General features: G+C 68.5%; 24 protein-coding genes. 10 read left to right on the top strand and 14 right to left on the bottom strand.

Annotation, left to right across the window (positions count from 1 at the left end):
* Nucleotides 1-10: 10 nt before the first annotated feature.
* From A5697_RS22145 to grcC1, 3 genes are all read right to left on the bottom strand, one after another.
* Nucleotides 11-367, bottom strand: a complete 357-nt coding sequence (locus A5697_RS22145; protein WP_068012049.1) for a type II toxin-antitoxin system HicB family antitoxin — start codon at nucleotides 365-367, stop codon at nucleotides 11-13.
* Between the two features lie 80 nt (nucleotides 368-447).
* Nucleotides 448-1,302: a zinc metalloprotease HtpX gene (gene htpX, locus A5697_RS22140; RefSeq protein ID WP_067950542.1), complete on the bottom strand. Its 855-nt coding sequence runs from the start codon at nucleotides 1,300-1,302 to the stop codon at nucleotides 448-450.
* Between the two features lie 83 nt (nucleotides 1,303-1,385).
* On the bottom strand, nucleotides 1,386-2,402 hold the full coding sequence (gene grcC1, locus A5697_RS22135; RefSeq protein ID WP_068012048.1) for a nonaprenyl/(2E,6E)-farnesyl/geranylgeranyl diphosphat synthase: 1,017 nt from the start codon (nucleotides 2,400-2,402) through the stop codon (nucleotides 1,386-1,388).
* 15 nt (nucleotides 2,403-2,417) lie between these two features.
* On the opposite strand from grcC1, the gene menJ reads away from it, so the two are divergent.
* Both menJ and A5697_RS22125 read left to right on the top strand, forming a co-directional pair.
* Nucleotides 2,418-3,644: a menaquinone reductase gene (menJ, locus tag A5697_RS22130; protein ID WP_067950538.1), complete on the top strand. Its 1,227-nt coding sequence runs from the start codon at nucleotides 2,418-2,420 to the stop codon at nucleotides 3,642-3,644.
* 106 nt (nucleotides 3,645-3,750) lie between these two features.
* Complete coding sequence (locus A5697_RS22125) at nucleotides 3,751-4,104, top strand: DUF732 domain-containing protein (RefSeq protein WP_068012047.1); 354 nt, start codon at nucleotides 3,751-3,753, stop codon at nucleotides 4,102-4,104.
* 7 nt (nucleotides 4,105-4,111) lie between these two features.
* On the opposite strand, the gene A5697_RS22120 is transcribed toward A5697_RS22125, so the two are convergent.
* Nucleotides 4,112-4,804, bottom strand: a complete 693-nt coding sequence (locus tag A5697_RS22120; protein WP_067950534.1) for a demethylmenaquinone methyltransferase — start codon at nucleotides 4,802-4,804, stop codon at nucleotides 4,112-4,114.
* Between the two features lie 55 nt (nucleotides 4,805-4,859).
* Between A5697_RS22120 and A5697_RS22115 the strand changes: the two genes are divergently transcribed.
* Nucleotides 4,860-5,684 (top strand): SDR family oxidoreductase, encoded by an 825-nt coding sequence (locus tag A5697_RS22115; protein ID WP_067950559.1) that lies wholly within the window; start codon nucleotides 4,860-4,862, stop codon nucleotides 5,682-5,684.
* Between the two features lie 85 nt (nucleotides 5,685-5,769).
* Here the strand turns inward: A5697_RS22115 and A5697_RS22110 are convergent, their stop codons facing one another.
* Nucleotides 5,770-6,048 carry a hypothetical protein gene (locus tag A5697_RS22110; RefSeq protein WP_231972142.1) on the bottom strand — a complete coding sequence of 93 codons (279 nt, stop codon included), beginning with the start codon at nucleotides 6,046-6,048 and terminating at the stop codon, nucleotides 5,770-5,772.
* A 263-nt stretch (nucleotides 6,049-6,311) separates the two neighbouring features.
* Between A5697_RS22110 and A5697_RS22105 the strand changes: the two genes are divergently transcribed.
* Nucleotides 6,312-7,073: an RNA polymerase sigma factor gene (locus A5697_RS22105; RefSeq protein WP_067950530.1), complete on the top strand. Its 762-nt coding sequence runs from the start codon at nucleotides 6,312-6,314 to the stop codon at nucleotides 7,071-7,073.
* A gap of 12 nt (nucleotides 7,074-7,085) precedes the next feature.
* Here the strand turns inward: A5697_RS22105 and A5697_RS22100 are convergent, their stop codons facing one another.
* The 8 genes from A5697_RS22100 to A5697_RS22065 form a co-directional block, all read right to left on the bottom strand.
* Entirely contained in the window at nucleotides 7,086-7,709 is a 624-nt protein-coding gene (locus A5697_RS22100) for an FHA domain-containing protein (RefSeq protein WP_067950528.1), read from the bottom strand.
* 170 nt (nucleotides 7,710-7,879) lie between these two features.
* Complete coding sequence (locus tag A5697_RS22095) at nucleotides 7,880-9,034, bottom strand: glycosyltransferase family 1 protein (RefSeq protein WP_067950526.1); 1,155 nt, start codon at nucleotides 9,032-9,034, stop codon at nucleotides 7,880-7,882.
* A gap of 88 nt (nucleotides 9,035-9,122) precedes the next feature.
* Nucleotides 9,123-9,638, bottom strand: coding sequence for a DUF3592 domain-containing protein (locus tag A5697_RS22090; RefSeq protein WP_156673406.1), 516 nt, complete (start codon nucleotides 9,636-9,638; stop codon nucleotides 9,123-9,125).
* Between the two features lie 7 nt (nucleotides 9,639-9,645).
* The gene (menD, locus tag A5697_RS22085) at nucleotides 9,646-11,271 is read right to left on the bottom strand and encodes a 2-succinyl-5-enolpyruvyl-6-hydroxy-3-cyclohexene-1-carboxylic-acid synthase (RefSeq protein ID WP_068012045.1); all 1,626 of its coding nucleotides are present in this window, start codon (nucleotides 11,269-11,271) and stop codon (nucleotides 9,646-9,648) included.
* A 28-nt stretch (nucleotides 11,272-11,299) separates the two neighbouring features.
* Entirely contained in the window at nucleotides 11,300-12,082 is a 783-nt protein-coding gene (locus tag A5697_RS22080; protein WP_067950520.1) for an alpha/beta fold hydrolase, read from the bottom strand.
* Nucleotides 12,079-13,038 carry an o-succinylbenzoate synthase gene (locus tag A5697_RS22075; RefSeq protein ID WP_068012070.1) on the bottom strand — a complete coding sequence of 320 codons (960 nt, stop codon included), beginning with the start codon at nucleotides 13,036-13,038 and terminating at the stop codon, nucleotides 12,079-12,081. Before A5697_RS22075 ends, A5697_RS22080 begins: the two co-directional genes overlap by 4 nt.
* A gap of 20 nt (nucleotides 13,039-13,058) precedes the next feature.
* Nucleotides 13,059-14,663, bottom strand: coding sequence for an amidohydrolase (locus A5697_RS22070; RefSeq protein WP_068012044.1), 1,605 nt, complete (start codon nucleotides 14,661-14,663; stop codon nucleotides 13,059-13,061).
* 27 nt (nucleotides 14,664-14,690) lie between these two features.
* A complete protein-coding gene (locus A5697_RS22065) occupies nucleotides 14,691-15,515 on the bottom strand; it encodes a maleylpyruvate isomerase N-terminal domain-containing protein (protein WP_068012043.1) in 825 nt (274 codons plus the stop codon).
* Between the two features lie 61 nt (nucleotides 15,516-15,576).
* Here A5697_RS22065 and A5697_RS22060 point away from each other — a divergent pair, with 61 nt between their 5' ends.
* Both A5697_RS22060 and fadD8 read left to right on the top strand, forming a co-directional pair.
* Nucleotides 15,577-16,200, top strand: coding sequence for a PadR family transcriptional regulator (locus A5697_RS22060; protein ID WP_067749189.1), 624 nt, complete (start codon nucleotides 15,577-15,579; stop codon nucleotides 16,198-16,200).
* A 57-nt stretch (nucleotides 16,201-16,257) separates the two neighbouring features.
* Nucleotides 16,258-17,859: a fatty-acid--CoA ligase FadD8 gene (gene fadD8, locus A5697_RS22055; RefSeq protein ID WP_068012042.1), complete on the top strand. Its 1,602-nt coding sequence runs from the start codon at nucleotides 16,258-16,260 to the stop codon at nucleotides 17,857-17,859.
* A 63-nt stretch (nucleotides 17,860-17,922) separates the two neighbouring features.
* Here the strand turns inward: fadD8 and A5697_RS22050 are convergent, their stop codons facing one another.
* Entirely contained in the window at nucleotides 17,923-18,471 is a 549-nt protein-coding gene (locus tag A5697_RS22050; RefSeq protein ID WP_068012041.1) for a TetR/AcrR family transcriptional regulator, read from the bottom strand.
* An 82-nt stretch (nucleotides 18,472-18,553) separates the two neighbouring features.
* Between A5697_RS22050 and A5697_RS22045 the strand changes: the two genes are divergently transcribed.
* The 4 genes from A5697_RS22045 to A5697_RS22030 form a co-directional block, all read left to right on the top strand.
* Nucleotides 18,554-19,456: an aldo/keto reductase gene (locus A5697_RS22045; RefSeq protein ID WP_068012040.1), complete on the top strand. Its 903-nt coding sequence runs from the start codon at nucleotides 18,554-18,556 to the stop codon at nucleotides 19,454-19,456.
* 81 nt (nucleotides 19,457-19,537) lie between these two features.
* Nucleotides 19,538-19,993: a nitroreductase family deazaflavin-dependent oxidoreductase gene (locus A5697_RS22040; RefSeq protein ID WP_067950510.1), complete on the top strand. Its 456-nt coding sequence runs from the start codon at nucleotides 19,538-19,540 to the stop codon at nucleotides 19,991-19,993.
* Between the two features lie 13 nt (nucleotides 19,994-20,006).
* Complete coding sequence (locus A5697_RS22035) at nucleotides 20,007-20,909, top strand: 1,4-dihydroxy-2-naphthoyl-CoA synthase (RefSeq protein WP_067950508.1); 903 nt, start codon at nucleotides 20,007-20,009, stop codon at nucleotides 20,907-20,909.
* A 55-nt stretch (nucleotides 20,910-20,964) separates the two neighbouring features.
* Nucleotides 20,965-21,793, top strand: an 829-nt coding sequence (locus A5697_RS22030; RefSeq protein WP_068012039.1) for an SDR family oxidoreductase, incomplete at its 3' end; no start/stop codon positions are given.

Raw genomic sequence — 21,793 nt, 5'->3', positions numbered from 1 at the left:
GCCGGCCGGCTTAGTCCCACCCGGAGAGCCCGAAGGTCCTGCTTGGCGTCCGCCCGCTCAGTTTCTGGACGATCCACTGGTTCATCGGCACCCCCTGCTCGATGGCTTCCAGCGCCAGGCGGGCATGCAGCTGCGGCGACGTTCTGACGAGGAATCTCCCGCTGTAGCGGCGTTCGGAAAGCGGCGTGGGGACTTGCTCTCCAGTGGCGCGCAGGCCCTCCACATGCTCCTTGACCGCCTCCTCGATGGCTGCCACGGCCTGCGGCGCGGTCGGCCCTTCGCGCCTCATGTAGGGCAATTCGATACACACGCCCAGGTACTCGTTGTAGTCGGGCAACCACTGGGCGCGGTAGGTGTAGCGGTTCACGCGGTTTTTGATAGCGCGGGCGATATCAAAAACGGCGACCCACGCATCCTCCGGGAGACCCCGGCTCCCCAAGCATGTGACTAACCCCGCGCCATCTCCTCCAGCCGCCGGATGCGGTCCTCGATCGGCGGGTGGGTCGAGAACAGCGACCCGATGCGCTCGCCCGCACGGAACGGGTTGGCGATCATCAAGTGCGCCTGGCTGGCCAGCTGCGGCTCCGGCGGCAGCGGGGCCACCTGAACACCACCCGAGATCTTGCGCAGGGCCGACGCCAAGGCAAGCGGGTCGCCCGTCAACACCGCGCCCGATTCGTCCGCCTGGTACTCGCGCGAGCGGGACACCGCCAGCCGCACCACGGTGGCCGCGATCGGCCCCAGCAACGAAACCAGCAGCATCGCAAAGGGATTACCGCCCTCCCGATTTCCGCCGCCGAAGAACATCGCCATGTAGGACAGGGCGGTGATCACCGACGCCATCGCGCCGGCGATGCACGAGATGAGGATGTCGCGGTTGTACACGTGGGACAGCTCGTGTCCGAGCACCGCGCGCAGCTCACGCTCATTGAGGATGTCCAGAATGCCGGTGGTGCAGCACACGGCGGCGTTGCGCGGGTTGCGTCCGGTCGCGAACGCGTTGGGCGCGTTGGTGTCGCTGATGTACAGCCGGGGCATCGGCTGGTGCGCGGCCGTGGCCAGCTCGCGCACGATCCGGTACATCACCGGCGCCTGCAGCTCGGAAACCGGTTGCGCGTGCATCGCCCGCAGCGCCAGCTTGTCGCTGTTGAAGTATGTGTAGGCGTTCATGCCGATGGCGAACAGCACCGCCAGCCACATCGCCGTCCGGCCGAACAGCGAGCCGACAAACACGATCAACGCGGACATGCCGACCAACAGGGCGAAGGTCTTCAGCCAGTTGGCATGCGGATGCCAGGTCATCGGTGTCCTCCTACGAGAGCCCGTTCATTGCTTGACTGTTGTCAATTGAACGCCCGAGGGGACCTCTGGGGTTCCTGGACGCGCTATCCGTGCCGGCTGATGGTGTACTCGACGAGCGTCTGCAGCGCCTGCCGGCCGGGAACGTCGGGCAAAAGGGCCAGTTCGTCGCGCGCCTGGGCCGCATATTCGGCCAGCGTGTTCTTGGCCTTCACCATGCCCGGCGACGCGCGCAACAGGGCGAGCGCCTCGGCCACCGCGTCGTCGTCCTCGATGGGCCCCGCCAGCAGTTCACGCAGCCGCGCCGCATCGGGCCCGGGTTCGCGCAGCGCGTAGACCATCGGCAGGGTGTGCACACCCTCGCGGACGTCGGTGCCGGGTAGCTTGCCGGATTCGTGCGAGTCGCTGTCGATGTCGATGATGTCGTCGGAGATCTGGAAGGCGGTGCCGACGATGCCGCCCAGCCGGCTGAGCCGCTCGACCTGTTCGGCGTCGGCGCCCGAGAACATGGCGCCGAACCGGCCCGCCGCGGCGATCAGGCAGGCGGTCTTCTCGTAGACCACCTTCAGATAGTGCTCGATCGGGTCGGCCCCTTCGGCCGGGCCCGTCAGGCCGCGCGTCTCGCGCATCTGTCCCGTCACCAGTTGGGCGAACGTCTCGGCGATCAGCCGCACGGCCTCCGGCCCCAGCCTCGAGACCAGCCGCGACGCCGTGGCGAACAGGTAGTCGCCGGCCAGGATTGCGACGTTGTTCCCCCACCGGACGTTCGCGGTGGGTGCGCCGCGGCGCACCTCCGCCTCGTCCATCACGTCGTCGTGATACAGCGTGGCCAGGTGCACCAGTTCGATGACGGCGCCGGCGATGGTCACGTCGTGCGCGTCGGGGTCAGGGCCGATCTGGGCGGACAGCACCGTGAACAATGGCCGGAATCGCTTGCCGCCGGCCTTGAATAGGTGCGTCAGCGACTCGGTCATCACGTCGTCGGCGCTGCGCAGTTCGGTGTCCATGAGCTGCTCGATCCGCCCGACGCCGTCGCGCACCGTCGCGGCGAACGCGGGGTCACCGAAGTCAACGCCCGCCACCACCGTCGCCGGAGTACTCACCCGACCAACATACTGGTGAGCGTGGAGACCCAAGCCGACCTGGTGGTCGTGGGCGCCGGACCCGCCGGTTCGGCTGCCGCCGCGTGGGCCGCACGCGCGGGCAACGACGTCCTGGTCATCGACTCCGCCAGCTTTCCCCGGGACAAGCCCTGCGGTGACGGGCTGACCCCGCGCGCGGTCGCCGAGTGCGAGCGACTGGGGCTGGCCGACTGGCTGGACACCCGCATCCGGCATCGCGGCCTGCGGATGAGCGGGTTCGGCGGCGAGGTGGAAGTCGACTGGCCGGGCCCGTCGTTTCCCTCGACCGGCAGTGCGGTGGCCCGTCTCGAGTTGGACGACCGGATCCGCAAAGTCGCAGAGGATTCCGGTGCGCGGATGATGCTGGGAACGAAAGCCGTTGCGGTGCATCATGACTCATCCAGGCGAGTGGTTTCGCTGACGTTGGCCGACGGCACGGAGGTGGGTTGCCGGCAGTTGATCGTGGCCGACGGGGCCCGGTCGTCGCTGGGCCGCAAGCTGGGTCGGCGCTGGCATCAGGAGACGGTTTACGGCGTCGCGGCCCGCGGATATCTGGCCACTCCGCGCGCCGACGATCCGTGGCTGACGTCGCATCTGGAGCTGCGCTCCCCCGACGGCGCAGTGTTGCCGGGTTACGGCTGGATCTTCCCGCTGGGCAACGGGGAGGTGAACATCGGCGTCGGGGCATTGTCGACGGTGAAACGGCCGGCCGATCTCGCGCTGCGACCGCTGATCAACTACTACACCGACCTGCGCCGCGACGAGTGGGGCTTCGCCGGGCCCCCGCGGGCCGTGTCGTCGGCGCTGCTGCCGATGGGCGGCGCGGTGTCCGGGGTGGCCGGGCCCAACTGGATGCTGATCGGCGACGCCGCGGCCTGCGTCAACCCCCTGAACGGCGAGGGCATCGACTATGGGCTGGAAACGGGGCGGCTGGCGGCCGAACTGCTGGACTGTCGCGATCTCTCGCACGTGTGGCCGTCGCTGCTGCAGCAGCACTACGGCCGGGGGTTCTCGGTCGCGCGCCGGCTGGCCTTGTTGCTGACCTTTCAGCGGTTCCTGCCCGCGACGGGACCCATTGCGATGCGCTCCCCGAAGCTGATGACCATCGCCGTGCGGGTGATGGCCAACCTGGTCACCGATGACGACGCCGACTGGGTGGCGCGGGCCTGGCGGGCCGGCGGGCGGCTGTCCCGGCTCATCGATCGCCGGGTGCCGTTCGCCTGAACCAATCGAATACCCCCGTTGACGTGCGTAAACTGGCCTTCCGGTGCGCTTGCCGCCGTCGGGGATTTTTCGGCGCGCCCCGGATCCGAGGTGTATAGTCCGGCTAATGAGGGGAACGAAGCTAGCTACCATCGGCGGCCTGGCCGCCGCCGCCATCGCGTTGGCCGCTCCGGCGCTGGCCTCCCCGCCGCCGCCCAACGACCAAGACGCGCCGTTCAAGAACACCGTCAACGGCTTCGGCATCTACCAGCCGCAAGACCAGCTCGCGTGGCTGGGCAAGATCACGTGCGAACGGATCGCCAGGGGCGTGGACGGCGACCCGTACAAGTCGGCCACTTTCATTCAGCGGAACCTGCCGCGGGGCACCACCCAGGGCCAGGCGTTCCAGTTCCTCGGCGCCGCGGTTGACCACTACTGCCCCGACCAGATCGGCTTCGTCCAGCGGGCCGGTACCCACTAGCTCGTTCTCAACGCAGGGGCTTGTATCCCGCGTGTAAGGCCACGATGCCACCGGTGAGGTTGCGCCACCGGACCGCCGCCCATCCGGCACGGGAAATGTCGTGCGCCAGGCTCGCCTGGTCCGGCCACGCCCTGATCGACTCCGCGAGGTAGACGTAGGCATCCGGGTTGCTTGAGACCGCGCGCGCCACCCGCGGCAGCGCCCGCATCAAATATTCCTTGTAGGCCGTGGCGAAGATCCCATTGGTGGGCGTGGAGAATTCGCACACCACCAATCGCCCACCCGGACGGGCGACGCGCGCCATCTCGCGCAGCGCGGCCCGAGGGTCCACGACATTTCGCAAACCGAAACTGATTGTGACAGCGTCGAATACGTCGTCACCGAACGGCAGCCGCATGGCGTCGGCGGCGATTTTGGGCACGTTGCGCGCGGCACCGGCCGCGAGCATGCCGACCGAGAAATCGGCCGCCACACACCACGCCCCCGATTTCTCGAGCTCGACCGTGGATACCGCGGTGCCCGCGGCCAGGTCCAACACCTTCTGTCCGGGCCCGATCGCCAGCGCCGAGCGGGTGGCCTTGCGCCAATACCGGTCCTGCCCCAGCGACAGCAGGGTGTTGGTCACGTCATAGCGGCGGGCGACGCCGTCGAACATCGACGCGACATCCCGGGGGTCCTTATCCAACGCCGCGCGATTCACGGTGAAGACGCTACCCGCCGGGAATTACGTGGCGACATCGGCGTTGTACCGCTGCGTGACTGAAAAAGTTTGGTTTATCACCGGTACATCGCGGGGTTTCGGACGGGCGTGGGCGAAAGCGGCGCTGGAGCGTGGGGATAAGGTCGCCGCGACGGCACGCAACACGGCATCGCTGGACGACTTGGCCGAGAAGTACGGCGACGCGCTGTTGCCGATCCGTTTGGACGTCACCGACCGGGACGCGGACTTCGCCGCGGTCAAGCAGGCGCACGACCACTTCGGGCGGCTGGACATCGTCGTCAACAACGCCGGCTACGGACAGTTCGGCTTCGTCGAGGAGCTCTCCGAGCAAGAGGCCCGCGATCAGATAGAGACGAACGTCTTTGGGGCACTGTGGATCACCCAGGCCGCGTTGCCGTACCTGCGCGAGCAGCGCAGCGGTCACATCATCCAGGTCTCCTCGATCGGGGGAATCACCGCGTTCCCGTTGGTCGGCATGTATCACGCGTCGAAGTGGGCGCTGGAAGGTTTCTCGCAGGCGCTTGCCCTGGAGGTCGCCCCGTTCGGCGTGCACGTCACGTTGATCGAGCCCGGCGGCTTCGACACCGACTGGGCCGGAGATTCGGCCAAGCACGCCGATCCACTGCCGGCGTACGACGACGTTCGCGCCGCCGTCCAGGCCGAGCGCAGCAGGCGCTGGGCCAGCCCGGGCAACCCGGAGGCATCCGCCTCCGCATTGCTGAAGGTAGTCGATGCCGAAAAGCCGCCGCTGCGAGTGTTTTTCGGCGCTTCGCCGCTGGCGACGGCCAAGGCCGACTATGAAAGCCGGCTGCGCACCTGGGAGGAATGGCAGCCCGTCGCCGAGTTGGCGCAGGGGTAGCCGGCGACGACCGGCTCAGGGACCAGCCGATGGCGGCGGTGGTGGTGGGCCGCTCGGTGCTGGCGAGCGGGGCTCGCCTCGATGACTAACGCGGGGCGCGGATCACGAAGGCATCGATGTTCTCGTCATAATCGACCGACTCGTCCACGAACAGCTCGCCCACCGGGTGGCCGTCCTCGGCGACGGCGATGAAGGTCGATTCCTCCGGGTTGTAGGTCACCGATCCTTGCACGAACATCGCTGCAACCTCGTGCCCGTCGGCTCCAAAAACGACGAGCTTCAAACCTCCGGCATCTTTGACGTATTGCGCCGCTTCGGCACGTGTCGTAATCATCGCTGCGCTTCCATTCCTGTTGCGGGTCAACTCTTTCGCCTCGCCACTTACCTGCAGTCAGGTTAGCGAATGGGCGTCGCGCCGACGAACCCGCGCAACCCTGGCGAAAAAGTGTAATCCCTGGACGTCGCCGGCGCTGCTACCTATGAGCGGGCCCACCCCGGGCTCGGTGGGCTTACGCGTGCTCCAGGACCGACCCTTACCAAATGGGTAGGAAACCCTTCCCTTGTGGAAGGGGAAACTGGCTTCCGCGGTAATTACCAAATCACCCACCAACCACGAGCATTTCAGTCATGACTTTCATGACCACGGTGCCGAAGAACCGCATCATCAGCGACACGGACCTCGCTCGCGCCGCGGCGAATGGCGATCGCGCGGCGTTGGCCGGCATTTACAACCGCTATGCAGCCCCACTGCACGCCTACTGCGTCGGCATGCTGCGTGACCGCCACGCGGCCTCCGACTGCGTGCAGGAGGTCTTCTGCATCGCGACGACGGAGTTGCCGAAGCTGCGTGACGTGGACAAGCTGAGGCCGTGGCTGTACGCCATCGCCCGTCGCCGCGCCCTGCGGGTGCTATCCGAACGTCGCCGGGAGGCCGCCTGTGACGAGCTGCCCGACGATGTGGCGACGGGTCCGGGGCCGTTTACGCTGACGGCCCAGAACGAACTCCGCCAGTTGATCGACCAGGCCGCCGGCGGATTGTCCGAGCGGGACCGGCACGTGCTGGATCTTGCCTACCGCCGCGGCGTGACCGGAACCGAGCTCGCGCAGGCGCTCGGCATCAGCTATGACTCCACCAAGAAGCTCCTGCAGCGGCTGCGCGACACCATCGAGCGCTCGCTGGGTGCGCTATTGGTGGCAAGGCGCGCCCCGCGGAACGGGTGCCCCCGGCTCGCCGCGGAGTTGTCGGGCTGGGACGAAGAGTTCACCGTGCTGATGCGGAAACGCATTGCCCGCCATATCGACTCGTGCCCCACCTGTGACGAATACCGTCGCAGTGCCCTCAATGCGGTCGCCATGCTCGGCGGCGGGGTGCTCGGCAAGGTCTCCTAATCACCCGGCCGCTCACCGTTGCGTACGACGGTCACGCAGCATGGAGCGGTTGACGGCACCGAGCCGGATGGCCGCATTGGCCAGCCGGACCCGGCGATCTCCGTCGGCGTTGATGCCGAACTTGTCGTACAGGTGTTGCAGGTGTTGCTTGACGGCCGCCTCCGTGACGAATAGCTCCTGGGCCATCCGGCGAACCGATGCGGGCTCGGGAAACGGGTCATCGGAGACAAAGGGGCGACACAAGACTTTGAGGACGTCGAGTTCGCGCTGGGTCATCCGAGGCGGCCGCAGGATGGACTTGCCGGTTTCGGTTTCCTGATCGCCCGGTGCATCGTCCGCACCCCTGGTCATCCAGAACACCAACCGTGAACTGCCGAGCCGCAATTCGTCGCCAGACCGCAGAATCCGCTCCGCGGTGATCTTTTCTCCGTTGACATAGGTGCCGTTGCGGCTACCGAGATCGCGCACCGACCACGCTTGACCGAAGTTCTCCAAGACGGCGTGCACGCGGGACACGGTCGGGTCGTGCTCCAACGACACCGCGTTGGTCAAGGACTTGCCGAGGGTCATTCGTTCACCGCTCAGCGCGATCAGCTCCCGCCCTGACGGTTTCCACACCTCCAGATGGGAAGACATACTGAGCCCTCCTATCAGGCCGATCTGCCCCTGCGAATCAGAGCCCTTGCCGCGCCGATCCGGCACCAAACTTGGATGTTAAGCCCAAGACACGGCCACGAGAAGCATTCAGCCGGACTGACGACAGCAAAATCGTCGTCGCGTGGGCCGGCGCCGGGTCGACCGTTGGCTCAACCGCCCTGCGCGTACCGCTTGGCGAACATCCGCCTGCGGGCAAACGGCGAGAGCACCGCCTCATAATGGCCGAGCAGCTCGTCACAGATGACCGGCCAGCTGCGGCCGAGCACGCTGCGCCGGGCGGCCAGCGCGTAGCGGTGGCGTTCGTCGATCAAATGGGTGACGGCCGCGGGCAACCTCGCCTCGAATTCGCCGACGCCCAGCAACAAGCCGGTGCGCCACGGCGTGACGAGGTCGCGTGGGCCGCCGGCGTCGGGGGCGATCACCGGCAACCCCGACGCCAGCGCTTCCTGCACGACTTGGCAAAACGTTTCGTGCTCGCCGGGATGCACGAAGACGTCCATGCTGGCGTACGCCGTCGCGAGTTCTTCGCCATACAGCGCACCCGTGAAAACGGCTGTCGGCATTGCCTTTTGCAGCTTGTTCCGGTCGACGCCGTCACCGACGATGACGAGCTGCACGTCGTCTCGGGCCGCCAGCGGGATCAGCCGCTCGACATGCTTCTCGGGCGCCAACCGGCCCACGAAGCCAACGATCGGCTTGGCTTGCGGCGACCATCGCCGCCTGAGCGTCTCGTCACGCGCCGAGGGGGCGAACCGCAGCACGTCGACTCCGCGTGCCCAGTGGTGGACCCGCGGGAAGCGATGCGCCACAAGTGATTCCATTGTCACACTGGACGGCGCCAAGGTTCTGTCGGCGAGGCTGTGCAGATGACGGAACCAGGCCCACGCGGCCCGTGCCGTCATGGGAATGCCATAGCTCGCCGCGAAACCCGGTACGTCCGTTTGATACACGGCGACCGTCGGGACCCCGAGCCACCGGGCCGCCTTCACGCCGCCGTAACCCAGCAGCGCCGGCGAGGCCAAATGCACGACGTGCGGATCGAATCCGCGTAACACGCTCACCATCCGGGGCATCGGCACACCCAGGGGCAGCGTGGTCACTTTGGGAAACATGCGCGAGGGCACCCGATGTACGCGGATCCCGTCGTGAATGCGATCCGCCGGGGTTTGACCGGGAGGGGTGTCCGGGGCGATGACTAGGGCTTCGTGACCGGTCAAGCGCAGGTGCTCGAGTATCCGGAGCACCGAGTTGCTGACACCATTGACTTCCGGCAGGAACGATTCGGCGACGATGGCAACGCGCACACCACTACGTTGTCAGCGCTGGCTGTCGCGAAGGTTGCCTGCGGGCATACGTCGCGCGAAATCTGCTGGTCGGGCGCTTTGAACCCCGCTAGGCGGGTGTGATTTCCGCCTCAGGGCGACGATCCAGCAGCTTGTCCAGCATCGCCAGGCCTACCAGGAGGACCGTCGCCGTCAGCCAGCACACCACCGCGATCGACCCCGCCGGGATGATGGCCAGCCCGGCGTTGCGGTGCTGCACGCGAACCAGATTCGGGTCGTTCTTGTTGTACTCGACGTAGATCCGCATGCCCGTGGCCAGATGCGACGGGTACAGCACGCCGAGCTCGGGTCGATACGTGACCCGCTCGGGTGTTACGAATTCGATGGTGGAGCGGCGCGGCCCGGCACTGAGCACCTCGGCCTGCGCCACCCCCATGTTGTGTCGGATCGCAAGGTCATCGCGCCACGCGCCCGCGACGAGCAGGACCGATTGCAAAGTGACCAAGCCGGCCACGATCAGCACCGCAATCCGCGCCCAGCGCAACGCAATCCTTGACGGGGTGCTCGGCGGCTTATCGCTGCGGCCGTGAATCAGTATGTGCAGCACCCGTTTCGGGTAGTTCACGAAACCCTCACAGGGCCGCCTTGATGGCCGCATGCAGCTGTCGCAGCGAGGATCGGTCGGCCTTGACCTCCAGCACCCGCATCCCGGTTGCCGGCTCGTCGAGGGCGGCGCTGAGCTGATCCACCTCGATCTGGCGGCTCTCAACGTGATAGGCGCGGCACAGAGCGCCCACGTCGACGTCGTGCGGCGTTCCGAAGATTCGCGACGACACGTCGGAGAACCGCGGATCGCCCTGCTCGAGCAGTTCGAAGATGCCGCCGCCGTTGTCGTTGGAGACCACGATGGTCAGCTTGCGCGGCGTCGGCTCGGTGGGGCCGATCAGCAGGCCGGAGCTGTCGTGGACGAACGTCAGGTCGCCGATCAGCGCGACGGTGCGTCCCTCGTACGCGAGGGCGGCCCCGATCGCGGTGGAAACGGTGCCGTCGATGCCGGCAACCCCGCGGTTGGAGCGAACCTGGATGCCGTGCGTGTCCAGGCCGACCAGCGCCGCGTCGCGGACCGGGTTGGACGCGCCGAGCACCAGCTGATCTCCCGGCCGCAGTGCGTCGGCCACCGCGGCGGCCACGTGCAGGCCGGTGGTGAGCGGGTGCGCCTCGAGTTGGCCGCGCACCGCTTCGATCGCGTGCCTGTTGAGCTCCGCGCAGCGCTTCAGCCATGCCGGATTCGGCGTCCCGCTGGTCACCGCCCGCGTGCCGGTCGCCTGCGAGTTGCCCGAGACGTCGGGCCAGCGCGGCCCGGTGGTCAGCGCGTAGACCGGCACCTTCGGGTCGGCCAGCAGCGCCGAGACCGGCCGGTGCAACGTCGGGCGGCCGAGCATGATCACCTGCCTGGGACGCAGCAGCGGCAGGGCCAGCGGGTGCAGGGGGTTGGCCGGGGCGGGCGCCGTCGGCTCGGCGACGGTCGGCAACTCCGCGAGGTTGGGGTGCGCGCCCGCGCCGTGTCCGGCGATGACGACGGTGTCGGGCGACAGGTCGATGTCCAGTGGCTGGTCGAACGTGACCGGCGGCGTGTACGTCCACGGCCGTCCGCCGGGCCGTCCCTGCGGGACCGCGGCGCCGTGTGGCTCGGGACCCGGCACCAGGGGTTCGCGCAGCGGGATGTCGAACTGCACCGGGCCGGCGTTGGCCGTGCGAGATCCCGTGGCGGCAGTCAGGACCCGGCAGGTGGCCGATCGCCAGGTGGCGTTGAGGGCGTCCAGCCGTTCGGGCGCGTCCTCGGCCAGACCCAGGCTGATGGCCGCGCGGACCTGGGTGCCGAAGTAGCCCAGCTGTTCCATGGTCTGGTTGGCCCCGGTGCCCAGCATTTCGTAGGGCCGGTTGGCCGACAGCACGATCAGGGGCACCCGCGCGTAGTTGGCCTCGACCACGGCCGGCCCGAGGTTGGCCACCGCGGTGCCCGACGTCATCGCGACGCACACCGGGGCGCCGGCGGCGATCGCCAGCCCGATGGCCAGGTAGCCGGCGGTGCGCTCGTCGATGCGGACGTGCAGCCGGATCCTGCCGGACCGGTCCGCGTCCTGCAGCGCGAACGCCAGCGGCGCGTTGCGCGACCCGGGGCACAGCACCACGTCGCGGACGCCGCCGCGGATCAGCTCGTCAACGACGACGCGAGCCTGTGTCGTCGAGGGGTTCACTCCTACAGCCTGTCACAACCCCAAAGAACTAGTTGCTGGCGAAGAACTTGAGCGCCGCCTCGTTGACGGCGTCCGGGCGCTCGAAGAAGCCGAGGTGGCCAGCGTCGGGGATCTGCACGTAACGGCCGTTGGGCAGCGCATCGGCGACCTCGCGCCCCAGGTAGGGCGGGGTCAACACGTCGTCGGAGAAGCCGATCACCAGTACCGGCGTCGCGATGCTGCGGTACGCCGGCAGCCGGTTGGTGTGCGGGGCGATGTCGAGCTGGCAACGCGTTCCCGGGGTGGCCTTGACGGGCCACATGCTGAACATGGCGATCCAGTCCGCGACCGCGACGTCGTCGTTGAGCGTCTTGTGCGAAAAGTTTTCCAGCAGGCGGATTTTCGCCTCGTACGAGCTCGGCACCTGGACACCGGCGTCGGCCAGCTCGGCCTCGGCGTCGCGGAAGAACTCGCGGGTTTTGTCCATGCGGCCCCGGGTGCCCATCAACACCGCGGAGCTGACGAGCTCGGGCCGCGCGAGCATGAGTTCCTGGGCGATGAACGCACCCATCGACATCCCGACGATGCGGGCAGGGGCGGCGTTCAGTCCCTCGATCAGCGCGGCCGTGTCGGCCACCATGGTCTGCGTCGTGAAACCCTGCGCGTTCTCCGTGGCGCCGATGCCCCGATTGTCGAAGGTGATGACGCGGTAGCCGGCCGCCAGGAACGCGGGGACCTGATACGGCTGCCAGGTCCGGCCGGCCCCGCCGTGGCCGCTGATGAACACCACCGGCTCACCGGAGCCGCGGTCGTCGTAAGCCAGGTTGATCACTCGGACGACGGTACAAGGAGTGCGTGGCAGGCCTTGACCCGGTCGATCCACCATTGCCGCCGCTCCGCGGGCGCCGCGAGGGCCCGCAGCCGCGCCGGGTCGGGGGTGACCGGCGCGACCGCCAGGGTGCCGTCGACGGGGGAGGCGACGTCGGCGACGTCCTCGACGAACAGCCCGCCGGTGCCGAGCCCGCACGCGTGGCGCAGTACCGGCAGGGCCGCCGCGGCGGCCAGGCCATGGCTGATGCCGACCGCCGAGTCGATCGCGCTGGAGACCACGACCGGGATGTCGATCTGCGCGGCGATCGCGAGCATGGCCGAAATGCCGCCCAGCGGCGCCACTTTGAGCACCGCGATGTCGGCGGCGCGGGCGCGGACGACGGCGAGCGGGTCGTCGGCCTTGCGGATGCTTTCGTCGGCGGCGATCGGCACGTCGATCCGCGCGCGCAGTGCCGCGAGCTCGTCGACGGTCGCGCACGGTTGTTCGAGGTATTCCAGCGGGCCGTCGGCGGTCAGGGCGGTGGCCGCCCGCACCGCCTGCTCGACGGTCCAGCCGCCATTGGCGTCCACCCGCACGGTCGGCACGAGTTCGCGCACGGCGTTGACCCGCTCGACGTCGTCGGCCAGCGTCTGGCCGGGCTCGGCGACCTTCACCTTGGCGGTGCGGACGCCCGGGAACCGGGCCAGCACTTCGCCCACCCGGGCGGCGTCGACGGCCGGGACGGTGGCGTTGATCGGGATGCGGTCCCGCCGTCGTGGCGGCGGCGGGCGGTAGGCGGCCTCGATGCCGGCGGCCAGCCAGTGCGCGGCCTCGGGCGGCTCGTACTCCAGGAAGGCCCCGAATTCGCCCCAACCCGCGGGGCCCTCGATCAGCGCGACCTCCCGGGTCGTGATGCCGCGAAACCGCACCCGCATCGGCAACGCGACCACGTGCAGGCGGTCCAGCAGGTCTTGCAGGCGGGACGGGCGCGTGGGCGTCACCGGCCGTAGACCTGGCGGCCCGCCAGGAACGTCGCACGCACCTGAAGGTCGGCGATTTCCTCGGGCGGAACGGTCCGGGGATCGGCCGACAGCACCACCAGGTCGGCGTACTTGCCCACCTCCAGCGAGCCGACCACGTCGTCGGCGAACAACTGCCACGCCGCGTCGATGGTCTGCGCGCGGATCGCCTGATCGACCGTCAACCGCTCCTCGGGCGCCAGCACCCGGCCGCTGGGCGCCGTCCGGGTAACCGCGACGCTGATGTTGCGCAACGGCTCCTCGGGCGTGACCGGGGGGTCGTTGTGCAACGAGATGCGCATGCCGGTGGCGACCGCGGAACCGGCTGGCATCCAACGGGATCCGCGCTCCGGGCCGAACAGGCCGTCGACGATGATGTCGCCCCAGTAGTGGATCTGGTCGACGAAGATGCTGCAGGTGACCCCGAGGTCGGCGGCGCGCTGCAGCTGCTCGGGCCGGATGGCGCCGACGTGCTCCAGCCGCAGCCGGTGGTCGCGGCGCGGGTGGCGGTTGAGCGCCTCTTCGTAGACGTCGAGGATGGTGTCCACCCCGGCGTCGCCCTGCACGTGGCAGGCCATCGGCCAGCCCAGCGGGAAGTAGGCGCCGACGATCTCGCTCAGCTGTTCTTTCGTGTAGTTGGCGTGCCCGCAGGAACCGGGCGGCACCCCGATGGTGCGGGTGGCGTCGGTGTCCAGGTAGGGGAAGGACAGGGCGATGTTGCCGACCCACGGGGAGCCGTCGACCCAGATCTTGATGCCGACCTGGCGCAGCATGTCGTCGCCCTGGCCGGGAGTGGCGTCGGTGTGCATCTGCGGGTTGGAGATCTCGTAGGTGCGCAACCGGACCGTCAGCTCGTCGCGCAGCCGCTCGACCACCGGCCCGAACGCCGGGTCGAAGGCCATCTCCGAGCAGGTGGTCAGGCCGGCGCGGTTGAGCCGCGCGCACTCGGCGAGCAGCATCGCCGGATAGTCGCCCGGCGCGATGGCACCGGTCAGCAGCGGGAACACCGCGCCGGTCTCCTCGGCGGTGCCGTCCAGCTCGCCGTTCGCGTCGCGGCCGAACCGGGCGCCCTTGGGATCGGGGGTGTCGCGGGTCAGGCCGGCGCGGCGGGCCGCGTGCGAATTGAAATAGGCCTTGTGCCCGGAGTTGTGAATGATGATCAACGGCCCGTCCGGCGCGATCTCGTCCAGCCAGGACAGCGTCGGCTGAGGCAACCCGGACTGCAGCAGCGGATCCCAGCCGTTCAGGTAGGCGCCGGCCGCTCCCCTGGCGGCGACCTCACCGCGGACGGCGGCGACGACGTCGTCGGCTTTTCGTATGGTGACGGGCCGGATGTCGACGATGCGGTCCGACAGCGCCAGGGCCTCCATCAGCGGATGACCGTGCGCCTCAATGAATCCCGGCATGACGCAGCCGTCACCGATGTCGAGCGTTTTGGTGTCGGGGCCGATGTAGGCGTTAATTTCCGACCGGCTGCCGACGGCGACGATGCGGCCGTCGGCGACGGCGAGCGCCTCGGCGGTGGGCCGTTTTTCGTCGACGGTCAGTACGGTTCCGGTGACGACGAGATCTGCAGCGGCCATGTGCAGGGATGCTAGTGCTCCGGGGTGTCAGAGGCGTTCGAAACAGGACTGCAGCTTGAGTGCCTTCCACGGCCGGCGCCCGCCGACGATCATCAGGCCCCTGCGAGCAGCGGTCAGCGGACCGATGCGCTGGTAGAGCATGTCGCACAATGTCGAAGCGGGCATCCTGAGCACGGCGTCGGGGCGATCCGCGGGCCGGCGCTCGCGCATTTCCGCGGCACCGTCGTGAATACGGATCACATAAGGGCGCGCACCGGGGAGCTTGAAGGCGACACAGACATCGGTGCCGGCGGGCAACCCCGCGCGCACGTATCCCGGCCCCTCGCCAAGCTGCATGAGACCGCGTGCGATGAGCAGCATGTCGCGTTCCTCAACCTCCCACGGCGTCCTGGTCGCCCGCGCGACGTCCCGCCCGTGGAGGATCAACTCACCGAGCCAGTTCGTCTGCAGCGTGATGCCGTCCGCGAAGGCGCCGCAATGGGCCTCGTACACAAGGTCGTTCGAGCAAGTATCGAAGAACGCGTCCATGACGGGGGCGAGATCGCTGATCTGGTCGGCGATTTCGCCGACCGGCGCCAACAACTCGTCGAGCTCGGCGCGGTTGATTTCGTCCAATTCGCGCGGGTAGGCGGCGCGGCGGAAGTCCCGTCCTTCAGCAAACGCCTGGTAGCGGTGCGCGACTGATAGCACGTGAGCGACGACCTGCTGAACAGTCCAGTCCAAGCCGGGAACGGGGGCATGCGGGTCGGCGGTGCGGATCAACCGGTCGAAGCGGTCCCGCGCCCGCCCGATGCGATCCCTCAGTTCGTCCCGGGTGGTGTCGACAAGCGCGACGTGGTCGGTGTCGTTCATCCTGCACCTCCAATACTCCAGTTTGGAGTTAAGTTACTCCAGGATTGAGTATTGTCAAGGGATGGCCTCGAAACCCACCACGACATCTTTCGCGCTTCTCGGTCTGCTCGGCATCAGATCGTGGACGGCGTACGAGATCGTCGCCCAGATCAAACGCGGCGTGCACTTCTTTTGGCCGCGGTCGGAGGCTCACCTGTACGCGGAGCTCAAGCGGCTCGTCGAGCGCGGTCACGCCAGCGCCGAGACAGTCGAGGGCCGTCGCCGTCAACGCACTCGGTACACCATCACCCCGGAAGGCCGTGCGGCACTTGAGGACTGGTTCGGCACCCAGCCGGCCGTGCCGGTGGTCGAAGCGGAGGGATTCCTCCGGCTGTTTCTCGGAGACCAGGCAACAAAGCACGACCTGCGCGAGTCACTCGAAGCCACCGCCCGCGAGGCGCGCGAGATGCATGCCAAGGGCAAGGCGCTCATCGAAGAGCTCCTGCACACGGGTGGACCCTTTCCGGAGCGGCTTCACCTCGTGGAACCCGAGGCGACGTTCATCGCCGAGTTCTACCGAAATGTCATCGCATGGTGCGAACAGACAATCGCGGAAATCGAGGAGTGGCCCGACACCCGCGACGTCGGCCTCACGGCAAGGGGACGACAACGGTGGCAGCGCATACTTGCCCAGCCCGACCCCTAGGCGTCTCTTTCGAGGGGGTGGCTGACTAAAACTGCAACACGTTCTAGTCTTGGCCACATGAGTGACGAGCTGCTGCGCCATCCCATTCATTCCGGACACCTGACCGTCGGTGCGCTCAAGCGCAACAAGGACAAGCCGGTGCTGCATCTCGGCGACACCACGCTGACCGGCGGTCAGCTCGCCGAGCGCATCAGCCAATACATCCAGGCGTTCGAGGCGCTCGGTGCGGGCACCGGCGCGACCGTCGGGCTGCTGTCGCTGAACCGGCCCGAGGTGCTGATGATCATCGGCGCCGGCCAGACGCAGGGCTACCGGCGGGTGGCCCTGCACCCGCTGGGCTCCCTTGACGACCACGCCTACGTCCTGGGCGACGCCGGCGTGACGTCGCTGATCATCGACCCGAACCCGATGTTCGTCGAGCGGGCGCTCGGCCTGCTGGAGAAGGTGCCCGGCCTCAAGCAGATCCTGACCATCGGGCCGGTCCCCGAGGCGCTCGGCGATTCCGCGGTGGACCTGGTGGCCGAGGCGGCGAAGTATCCGCCGAAGCCGTTGGTGGCGGCCGACCTTCCGCCCGACCACATCGGCGGCATGGCCTACACCGGCGGCACCACCGGCAAGCCCAAGGGTGTGCTGGGAACCGCGCAGTCGATCACCACCATGACCACGATTCAGCTCGCCGAATGGGAGTGGCCGGAGAACCCGCGCTTCTTGATGTGCACCCCGTTGTCGCATGCGGGGGCGGCGTTTTTCGTGCCGACGATCATCAAGGGTGGCGAGCTGGTCGTGCTGACCAAGTTCGATCCGGCCGAGGTGCTGCGGGTCATCGAGGAGCAGAAGATCACCGCGACCATGCTCGTGCCGTCGATGATTTACGCGCTGATGGACCACCCGGATTCGCACACCCGGGACCTGTCCTCGCTGGAAACCGTCTATTACGGCGCCTCGGCGATGAACCCGGTGCGGTTGGCCGAGGCCATCCGCCGCTTCGGACCGATCTTCGCCCAGTACTACGGGCAGTCCGAGGCCCCGATGGTGATCTCGTATCTGGCCAAGAAGGACCACGACGAGAAGCGGCTCACCTCCTGCGGGCGGCCCACCCTGTTCGCCCGCACGGCGCTGCTGGGCGCCGACGGCAAGCCGGTGCCGCAGGGTGAGGTCGGCGAGATCTGCGTGTCCGGGCCGCTTTTGAGCGGCGGGTACTGGAACTTGCCGGAGGAGACCGCCAAGACGTTCAAGGACGGCTGGCTGCACACCGGTGACATGGCCCGCGAGGACGAGGACGGCTTCTGGTTCATCGTCGACCGGGTCAAGGACATGATCGTCACCGGCGGGTTCAACGTGTTCCCGCGTGAGGTCGAGGACGTCGTCGCCGAGCACCCGGCCGTCGCGCAGGTGTGCGTGATTGGCACGCCCGACGAGAAGTGGGGCGAGGCCGTCACCGCGGTGATCGTGCTGCGGCCCGACCACCCCTCCGACGAGGAGTCGGTGGCGCGGGTGACCGTCGAGATCCAGTCCGCGGTCAAGGAGCGCAAGGGTTCGGTGCAATCGCCCAAGCAGGTGATCGTCGTCGAGTCGGTGCCGGTGACAGCGCTGGGCAAGCCCGACAAGAAGGCCGTGCGCGCCCAGTTCTGGGAGGGCGCCGACCGCGCCGTCGGCTGAGTTTGTGTCGCCGAGTGTGGAGTTAGCTTCACGTTCGAGGTCGAGCGTGAAACCAGCTCGACGTCAGCGGGCGGCGATGCCCGCGACGAGCAGGTCGAGCATGCGGCCCGTCTGCTCGGGCGAACCGCTGGCCAGGAAGATGCCAATCAGGCTGGACACCACATCGTCGGCCTGCACGTCGGCGCGCAGGCTGCCGTCCTCGGCGCCGGCCCGCAACAGCAGGTCGACCGCGCCGACGATGCTGTCCCGAGTCTGGTTGGCCTGCATTGCGCCGGAGGCGAAGATCGCCTGCAACGACTCCGCCATCCCACGCTTGGCGGCCACGAATGACGCGTAGCGGTCCATCCAGCGGCGCAACGCCGTCTCGGGCGGCTGGCGCTTGAGCAGCCGTTCGGCCGCCGCGGCCACTTCGGCGAGCTCGGCGCGATAGACCGCCTCGACGAGCGCCTCCCGATTCGGGAAATGGCGGTACAGCGTGCCGATCCCGACGCCGGCCTCGCGCGCGATGGCCTCCAGCGACACCGGTCGCCCGTCGGCGGTGGCAAACGCCGCCGTCGCCGCCTCGAGCAGGCGCTCACGATTCCGGCGCGCGTCCGATCGGATCTCGGCCAAGCGGAGGCTCCTCCGTTTCTGCTACGCTCAAATAAGCGGAGGACCCTCCGCATCTTCTCCAGTGTGGCACGAGGGAGCACTCATGACGGACACACCACGGCCCGGCGGTCACGGCAGCATCGGCGGGTCGACCGTCGCGCGCATCGGCTACGGCGCAATGCAGTTGTTCGAGGCCCCATCCGTCGAGGACGCGGCCGCGGTGCTGCGCCGCGCGGTCGAGCTCGGGGTCAACCACGTCGACACGGCGTCGTTCTACGGCCCGGGCGAGGTTAACCGACGGATCCGGGCGGCGCTGTTCCCCTACGCCGACGACCTCGTCATCGTCAGCAAGGTCGGCGCGCGCTTCACCGGCGAACAGCCCATGCCGCTGGCGGCGGCGCAAAAGCCCGCCGAGCTGCGCGCCGCAGTCGAGGACGACCTGCGTCAGCTCGGCCTGGACTGCGTCCCGGTGGTCAACCTGCGGCGCATGGACCTCGGCCCCGGCGTGGCCGCCGAGGGCGATCAGCAGGTGGACGTCGACGACCAGCTCGCCGAGATGATCGCGCTGCGCGACGAGGGCAAGATCGGCGCGATCGGCATCAGCGCCGTGCCGGTGGACGTGGTGCGGCGCGCGCTGCCGGCGGGCATCGTCTGCGTACAGAACGCTTACAGCGCGCTGGACCGCTCGCAGGAGGACACGTTGCAGCTCTGCGCCGCAGCGGGTGTCGCGTGGGTGCCCTACTTCCCGCTGGGATCGTCGTTTCCCGGTTTCCCGAAGGTCGCCGACCATCCGGTGGTGGCCGAGATCGCCGGCCGGCTCGGGGTCACCGGCGCCCAGGTGGGCCTGTCCTGGCTGCTGTCCCACGCGCCGAACGCGCTGCTGATCCCGGGCACCCGATCCGTCGGGCACCTCGAGGAAAACCTCGGCGCGGGCGACGTCACCCTGGATCCCGAGGCGCTGGAACGGCTGGACGCCATCGGCGCAAGTGCGCTGCGTCGAGCGTGAAGTTAGTTTCACGTTCGCGTCCGAGTGTGAAACTAACTTCACATTCGGCGCCTAAATGGCCGCGAGGTAACGTCGCTGCCTATGGGAAGCGGCAAACCGATCAAACCGCCGTGGTGGCTGAAGCCGGCCAACAAGGTCTTCATCCAGATGTCGCGGCTGGGAATGAGTTTCGGCGGCGAGAGCCCCGTCGTGCTGACGGCGCCCGGCCGCAGGTCCGGCGCGCCACGCTCGACCCCGGTGACCCCCATGACCGTCGACGGCCGGCAGTACGTCGTAGCCGGGTTCCCCGGCGCCGACTGGGTGGCCAACGTGCGGGCCGCCGGCGAGGCCACAATCGCGCGTGGTCGTCACGCCCAGCGGGTACGGATGGCCGAGCTGTCCGCCGACGACGCGCGCCCGATCCTGCGACTCTTCCCAACCGAGGTGCCGACGGGCGTCGGCTTCATGAAGCGGGCCGGGCTCGTCACTGAGGGGCGCCCCGACGAATTCGAAGCCCTGGCCGGCCGCTGCGCCGTGTTCCGCCTGGACCCGTTATAGGAGTTCGAAAGCCTTGACTGACAATCCCTTTGACGCCCAGGCCTGGCGGCCCGTGGCCGGTTTTGACGACCTGACCGACATCACCTACCACCGCCACGCCACCGACGCGACCGTGCGGGTGGCGTTCAACCGGCCGGAGGTGCGCAACGCGTTTCGCCCACACACCGTCGACGAGCTCTACCGGGTGCTCGACCACGCGCGGATGTCCCCCGACGTCGGCGTGGTGCTGCTGACCGGCAACGGTCCGTCGCCCAAGGACGGCGGCTGGGCGTTCTGCTCCGGCGGCGATCAGCGCATCCGGGGGCGCAGCGGGTACCAGTACGCGAGCGGCGACACCGCCGAGACCGTCGACCCGGCCCGCGCCGGCCGGCTGCACATCCTGGAGGTGCAGCGGCTGATCCGGTTCATGCCCAAGGTGGTCATCTGTCTGGTCAACGGCTGGGCGGCCGGCGGCGGGCACAGCCTGCACGTGGTCTGCGACCTCACCCTGGCCAGCCGCGAGCACGCCCGGTTCAAGCAGACCGACGCCGACGTCGGCAGCTTCGACGGCGGCTACGGCAGCGCGTACCTGGCGCGCCAGGTGGGCCAGAAGTTCGCCCGCGAGATCTTCTTCCTCGGCCGCGCGTACACCGCCGAGCAGATGCACCACATGGGCGCGGTCAACGCGGTCATCGACCACGCCGACCTGGAGAAGGCGGGCATCGAGTGGGCCGCCGAGATCAACGCCAAATCGCCTCAGGCGCAACGGATGCTGAAGTTCGCCTTCAACCTGCTCGATGACGGGCTGGTCGGCCAGCAGCTGTTCGCGGGCGAGGCCACGCGGCTGGCCTACATGACCGATGAGGCCGTCGAGGGCCGCGACGCCTTCCTGGAGAAGCGGCCGCCGGACTGGAGCCGGTTCCCCCGCTACTTCTAGCGAGTCACGCTGGCGTGACGCTCGTGGGATTCAAGGGCGCCCCTAGACTCCCCTCGTGAGCAAGAGTCCCCTGCGCCGGATCGCCGATCAGCTGGTCCTGGCCACCATGCGCCCGCCGATGGCCCCGCAGGTGCTCATCAACCGGCCCGCCATCAAGCCGGTCGACCTCAACGGCAAGCGCATCCTGCTCACCGGCGCGTCGTCGGGCATCGGCGAGGCCGCGGCCGAACTGCTCGCCCGTGAGGGCGCGACGGTGGCCGTCGTCGCCCGCCGGCAGGAACTGCTCGACGCGCTCGCGGAACGGATCACGACGGCGGGCGGCACCGCGTTGTCCCTGCCGTGCGACGTCTCCGACATGGACGCCGTCGACGCGTTGGTCGCCGACGTCGAGAAGCAACTCGGCGGGGTGGACATCCTGATCAACAACGCCGGCCGGTCGATCCGCCGGCCGCTGGCCGAGTCACTGGAGCGCTGGCACGACGTCGAGCGGACGATCACGCTCAACTACTACGCGCCGCTGCGGCTGATCCGCGGCCTGGCGCCCGGCATGCTCGAGCGCGGCGATGGCCACATCATCAACGTCTCCACGTGGGGTGTGCTGTCGGAGGCGTCGCCGCTGTTCGCGGTCTACAACGCATCGAAGGCGGCGCTCTCGGCGGTCAGCCGCGTAGTGGAAACCGAGTGGGGCCACCGGGGCGTGCATTCGACGACGCTGTTCTACCCGCTGGTGGCCACGCCGATGATCGCGCCGACGAAGGCCTACGAGGGCATGCCGGCGCTCACGTCGGAAGAGGCCGCCGAATGGATGCTGACCGCCGCCCGCACCCGGCCGGTTCGGATCGCGCCGCGGATGGCGATCGCCGCGAAGGCGATCGACACGTTCG

Source organism: Mycobacterium sp. E3251, assembly GCF_001666835.1.
In the GTDB taxonomy this organism is placed as follows: Bacteria; Actinomycetota; Actinomycetes; order Mycobacteriales; family Mycobacteriaceae; genus Mycobacterium.
This window is presented reverse-complemented; position numbering and strand designations above follow the sequence as displayed.